At 67.0% G+C, this 5,182-nt stretch carries 6 protein-coding genes; 2 read left to right on the top strand and 4 right to left on the bottom strand.

The genetic code is table 11. The features are described from left to right. On the bottom strand, window positions 1-387 hold a 387-nt coding region (locus JYJ84_RS27820; protein WP_240201907.1), incomplete at its 3' end, for an outer membrane protein assembly factor BamE. 142 nt (window positions 388-529) lie between these two features. Here JYJ84_RS27820 and fur point away from each other — a divergent pair. Continuing rightward, window positions 530-958 carry a ferric iron uptake transcriptional regulator gene (fur, locus tag JYJ84_RS27815; RefSeq protein ID WP_122944460.1) on the top strand — a complete coding sequence of 143 codons (429 nt, stop codon included), beginning with the start codon at window positions 530-532 and terminating at the stop codon, window positions 956-958. A 200-nt stretch (window positions 959-1,158) separates the two neighbouring features. On the opposite strand, the gene JYJ84_RS27810 is transcribed toward fur, so the two are convergent. From JYJ84_RS27810 to JYJ84_RS27800, 3 genes are all read right to left on the bottom strand, one after another. Then, window positions 1,159-1,677, bottom strand: a complete 519-nt coding sequence (locus JYJ84_RS27810) for an ureidoglycolate lyase (RefSeq protein WP_122946598.1) — start codon at window positions 1,675-1,677, stop codon at window positions 1,159-1,161. A gap of 14 nt (window positions 1,678-1,691) precedes the next feature. Next, window positions 1,692-2,699: an allantoicase gene (alc, locus tag JYJ84_RS27805; RefSeq protein WP_122944459.1), complete on the bottom strand. Its 1,008-nt coding sequence runs from the start codon at window positions 2,697-2,699 to the stop codon at window positions 1,692-1,694. 106 nt (window positions 2,700-2,805) lie between these two features. Next, complete coding sequence (locus tag JYJ84_RS27800) at window positions 2,806-4,128, bottom strand: C4-dicarboxylate transporter DctA (protein WP_175222957.1); 1,323 nt, start codon at window positions 4,126-4,128, stop codon at window positions 2,806-2,808. 213 nt (window positions 4,129-4,341) lie between these two features. Here JYJ84_RS27800 and JYJ84_RS27795 point away from each other — a divergent pair, with 213 nt between their 5' ends. Further along, window positions 4,342-5,064 carry a FadR/GntR family transcriptional regulator gene (locus JYJ84_RS27795; RefSeq protein ID WP_122944457.1) on the top strand — a complete coding sequence of 241 codons (723 nt, stop codon included), beginning with the start codon at window positions 4,342-4,344 and terminating at the stop codon, window positions 5,062-5,064. Window positions 5,065-5,182: the final 118 nt, after the last annotated feature.

The raw sequence follows: 5,182 nt of genomic DNA, 5'->3' as shown, positions 1-5,182 counted from the left end.
GTCGCCGTCGATGTCGGCCAGCAGGTCGAGTTCGGAAGGCAGATTGTCCGCCCCCGTCCAGCCCGCCAGGCGATCGCCCGAGAACGTCACGACGAGATCGCGCTGCTGGACGACTGCCGTCGAGCCGCGCTTGAAGTAGAAGAGGTAATCCCAGCGGTCGGCGTGGAACATGTCGGCCAGCAGCGGGGTGCCGAGCAGCGCGCGCACCTGCTCGCGCGACATGCCGATCTGCAGCTGCGCGGCCTTCTCCTGCGACACGAAGTTGCCTTGCACGACGGTGATCCGGTAGGGGGTGATGCTCTGCGCGATGCGCTGCGTCACGCTGTCGTACGACGAACAACCAGCCAGCGCGGCAACGGCGGCGGCAGCGATGATGACACTCCGCATGCGGCTCCTCTGAAAGTGCGAAAGAGATTCTGGAATCATTTCCCTCACCGTGCAGGCCCGCGTCGCAGGCCGCGCGTGTTTCTGGAACGGCGAAAAGCCGGTAACATTGAAGCCCTGCATTGTACTCTAGGGATGCCTAGCCATGACCAATCCGACGGATCTCAAGAATATCGGGCTAAAGGCCACCCTACCGCGCCTCAAGATTCTCGAGATCTTCCAGCAGAGCCCCGTGCGCCATCTGACGGCAGAAGACGTCTACCGGAACCTGCTCAACGAGCAGCTCGACATCGGGCTCGCCACCGTCTACCGCGTGCTGACGCAGTTCGAGCAGGCCGGCCTGCTCTCGCGCAGCAACTTCGAATCCGGCAAGGCCGTGTTCGAGCTGAACGAAGGCTCGCACCACGACCACCTCGTGTGCCTCGATTGCGGCCGTGTCGAGGAATTCTTCGACGCCGAGATCGAAACTCGCCAGCAGGCGATCGCGAAGGAGCGCGGCTTCAAGCTCCAGGAGCACTCGCTCGCAATGTACGGTTCCTGCACGACCGAGAACTGCCCGCACCGCAAGCACTGATTCGCGCGCGCCGCGCACGCAGCACGGCCCGGCCGGCATCTCGCCGCCCGGGCCGTGTTCTTTTCGGGATAGCCCCCCCCCCGGATCGGGATTGCGTCGGCGCACCGCCGCGCGAGCCGTGCGGCCCAGGCTTTCGAAATCCCTTCGACGTGCCCGCGCGGGCTGCCGTCAGGCAGCCGGAGCCGGTCGTTGCCCTTGCGTCAGGCCGCGCAGGCCGGCTCGAACTCGAGCGCCCATGCGCGCTCGAGCGGGATCTCGTCGCAGTTCGGCTGCGGGCCGCCGCGATCGACGATCACGAAATCGCTGACCGCGTCGAGCGCGAGCAGCGGATGGTGCCAGACGCCCTTCGCATAGTTCACGCCCTGCCAGCCTTCCGCGAGGAACGCGCGCATCGCGTCGGGCCGGAACTCGCCGGCCGGCGCGACGACGATCGCGTAGCGCGACACGGCGGCGAGCGGGATGAATGCCTGGCTGCCGTGCGGATGGCGCTCCATCAGCGTGATGGCGACCGGCAGCGCCCGCGGCTGCGCGCGGAATACGCTGACGAGCGGGCGGCCGCCGTCCGCGCACACGTCGATCGTCGCGAGATCGTGGAAGCGCTCGGTCGTGCCGCCATTGATCGGGAAATGCCGCGCGCCTTCGAGCGCGATCACGTCGCCGAACGGCGCGAACGCTTCGCGGGTCAGGCGCTCGACGCGCAACAGGTGGGATCCGCTCATGCCGTTGCCCTCCTTCAAGCCGGCTCGCCCCACAGACGCAGGCGCGACACGCCGCCGTCCGGGAAGATGTTGAAACGCACATGCGTGACGGGGCCGAGCGCCGCAAGCTGGTCGAACGTGTGGACGTGATCCATCTGCAGCTTCTGCTCGCCGAGCAGTTCGGCCCAGAACATCGCCTGCGTGACGAGCGAGTCGTCGGTGCCGCCCGTGACATGCGCAGCCTGCAGCGAGCAGCGGTCGGGGAAATTGCCCTTGAAGAACGCGGTATCGACCTCGACGCGCCGGATGATGCCCGGCCGCGCAAGCGCGACGATCGCCCAGTCGTTGCCGGGCTCGCGGCGGCGCCGCGTTTCCCAGCCGTCGCCCATGTTCACGCCGCGCCCCGGCATCAGCATCTGCGACGCCGGACCGAAGTGCTGGTTGTTCGCGGCCACCAGGTAGCCGCCGTTCTCGATCGCCGCGAGATCGACGAGCTCGCCGGCCGGCGCCTGGCGCCAGTCGCGCTGCGGCTGGCCGTACACGCGCAGCCGCGCGAGCCCGCCGTCCGGGTACAGGTTCACACGCAGATGCGTATAGGGCCGCGCATCGTCGACGCTCAGGTAGTGATGCGAATTGCCTTGCAGCGTCGTCGCCGGGACGATCGGGCACCATTCGGCGTTGTCGGGCGGCGTGTCGCCTTCCGACACGCACGCGTCGATCGACGCGGCCGGCGGGAAGTTGCCGGTGAAGTGGCTCGTATCGAGGTCGACGCCGTAGATCACGCCCGGCCGCGCGAGCCGCACCACGCAGAAGTCGTGGCCGGTCGTGCGCTTGCGGCGCGTCTCCCAGCCGTCCATCCACTTGCCGTGGTCGTCGTACTTGCCGGGAATGAACACGGCCGGCTCGGGATTCAGCATGCGTTCCTTCGGCGCGAAGAATTCATCGCTGGCAAAGAGCGCCTGCGCCCCGAGGCGCGGGTCGGCGAGGTTCATGTAACGCCGCGTGAAGGCCGGCGCGTTCGGATCGAGGATGGGGGCTGCCATGTCGTCTCCTGATGTTTGATGTCGTGCCGGCGCATCGAGGCGCCGGCCACATGAATTGCGGTTGCGCGGGACGACCAGGGGAAGCCGCCCCGCACGGGGGTTGCGCTCAGAGCGCGTGAGCCTGGTCGCCGGCGACCGGCGCTGCGCGGTCTTCCTCTTCGGCCGGCACGTAGCGCAGCTCGCGGTTCAGCACGCGCTTCGCGCGGGCCCGGTCGATGTCGTTCTCCCATACCGCGACGACCACCGTCGCGACGCAGTTGCCGATCAGGTTGGTCACCGCGCGGGCGATGCCGACGAACCAGTCGACCGGCAGGATCAGCACGAGGCCGAGCACCGGAATCGCCGGGATCGCCGACAGCGTTGCCGCGAGGATCACGATCGCCGAGCCCGGGATCCCGTGCGCGCCCTTTGACGTGACGAGCGACACGAGCAGCACGACGATCAGGTCATGCGTCGACAGCGGCGTGTTGGTGGCCTGCGCGATGAACAGCACGGCGAGCGTCAGGTAGATCGAGAAGCCGTCGAGGTTGAACGAGTAGCCGGTGGGAATCACGAGGCCGACCGTCGAATCCTTCACGCCCATGTATTCGAGCTTGCGCATCACCTGCGGCAGCACCGCGTCCGACGACGCCGTACCGAGCACGATCGACAGTTCCTCGCGCAGGTAGCGGATCAGCTTGAACACCGAGAAGCCTGCGAGCCGCATCACCGTGCCGAGCACGACCGTGACGAACACGAAGCAGCTCAGGTAGAACACCGCGACGAGATAGCCGAGCTGCTTGAGCGACGCGACGCCGTACTTGCCGGTCGTGAACGCGATCGCGCCGAGCACGCCGAGCGGGGCGAGCTTGATGATGAAGCCGATGATGCGGAAGAACACGTGCGACAGCTCCTCGATCAGCGAGTTGACGCGCTGCGCCTTGTCGCCGAGCAGCGACAGCGCGGAGCCGAACAGCACCGCGAACACCAGGATCTGCAGGATGTCGCCCTTCGCGAACGCGTCGATCGCGGTCTCGGGGATGATCTTCATCAGGTAGCCGGCCGTGTCCTTCAGGCTTTCGGCGTTCTTCGCGTACGACGCGAGCGACGACGCGTCGAGCGAGCGCAGGTCGATGTTCATCCCGACGCCCGGGCGCGTGAGCCACGCGAGGATGAGGCCGATGCCGAGCGCGAGCGTCGTCATCACCTCGAAGTAGATGACGGCTTTCAGGCCGACCCGGCCGACCTTCTTCAGGTCGCCCGCGTTGGCCATCCCGCTGACCACCACGCAGAACACGATCGGCCCGATCACCATCTTGATGAGCTTCAGGAAGCCGTCGCCGAGCGGTCGCAACGACTCGGCGAAATGCGGGAAGAACGCACCCAGCGCGATCCCTAGAACAAGTGCGACGACTACTCGGCCAAACAGCGAATTGAGGAATTTCGACACGGCGCTCTCCCGATCCAACGGTTGCAGTTTCGTCTGTTCATACTGGTAAGACCAGTGATGTTATGGTGGATAGTAGGAAGCCGATATAGTCGAGTCAAGGACGGACAAAATAGGGATTTCCCGCCCCCCGCCCGCCCGGTTTCGATGCACCTGACAGGGGCAGATCGTGGCTTTCCCGTAGGCCGGCCATGCACCGCCTGCGTGCGGATTACAATGCCGGTCAGACCGGCCAAAGTTCACATCATGAAAAACGTTCCGCACACCGTGACCGACGCCGCCATCGCGACGATCCGCGACCGGATCGAGGCAGGCGTGTATCCGGTCGGCAGCCTGCTGCCGGCCCAGCGCCAGCTCTCCGAAGAGCTGGAGATCAGCCGCGCGTCGCTGCGCGAGGCACTGTCGACGCTCGAGGCGCTCGGGATGCTGCGCATCCGCGCCGGCAAGGGCGTGTACGTCGAAAGCGCACAGGCCACGGCCGCGCACGCATGGCGGTTCGCGGAGCAGTCATCGCCGCCGGACACGTACCAGATGCGCTATGCGCTCGAAGGGTTCGCCGCGCGGATGGCCGCGCACGTCGTCAGCGATGGCGACATCGCGTGGTTCGAGGACAACCTCGCCGACCTGCATGTCGCGCTCACCGAAAACGCGCTCGACGAAGCGTCGCAGCTCGACTTCGACTTCCACATGCGGATCATCCACCTGGCCGGCAACGCGGCGATCGAATCGGTGCTGCGCAGCAGCGCGGACATCATGAAGGAAAGCCAGCGCATGCCGTTCTACCGGCGCGAACTGCTGCTGTCGACGTGGCACGAGCACCGCGCAATCGTCGACGCGCTGATCGCGCGCGACGCGGCTGCCGCCGGCACCGCGATCGAAACGCACATCGCGAACGCCGCGCAGCGCGCGGGCATATTCTTCCCGACTCCCCGCCCATGACGGCCCGGGCGGGCGCCCGTCACGCGCGCCGCCCGGCCGTATCGGTCACCCTCCCGACGGATCGCGATACGCGAGCGCACGCTCGATGAACGCGCGCGCCGCGACGCTGCGATACGCG

The organism is Burkholderia sp. LMG 13014 (assembly GCF_905232215.1).
Lineage (GTDB): Bacteria > Pseudomonadota > Gammaproteobacteria > Burkholderiales > Burkholderiaceae > Burkholderia.
This window is presented reverse-complemented; position numbering and strand designations above follow the sequence as displayed.

Excerpts from the sequence above, each read along its gene's own strand:
- fur (WP_122944460.1), top strand. The coding sequence starts at position 530 with ATGACCAATCCGACGGATCTCAAGAATATCGGGCTAAAGGCCACCCTA.
- JYJ84_RS27810 (WP_122946598.1), bottom strand. The coding sequence starts at position 1,677 with ATGAGCGGATCCCACCTGTTGCGCGTCGAGCGCCTGACCCGCGAAGCG.
- alc (WP_122944459.1), bottom strand. The coding sequence starts at position 2,699 with ATGGCAGCCCCCATCCTCGATCCGAACGCGCCGGCCTTCACGCGGCGT.
- JYJ84_RS27795 (WP_122944457.1), top strand. The coding sequence starts at position 4,342 with ATGCCGGTCAGACCGGCCAAAGTTCACATCATGAAAAACGTTCCGCAC.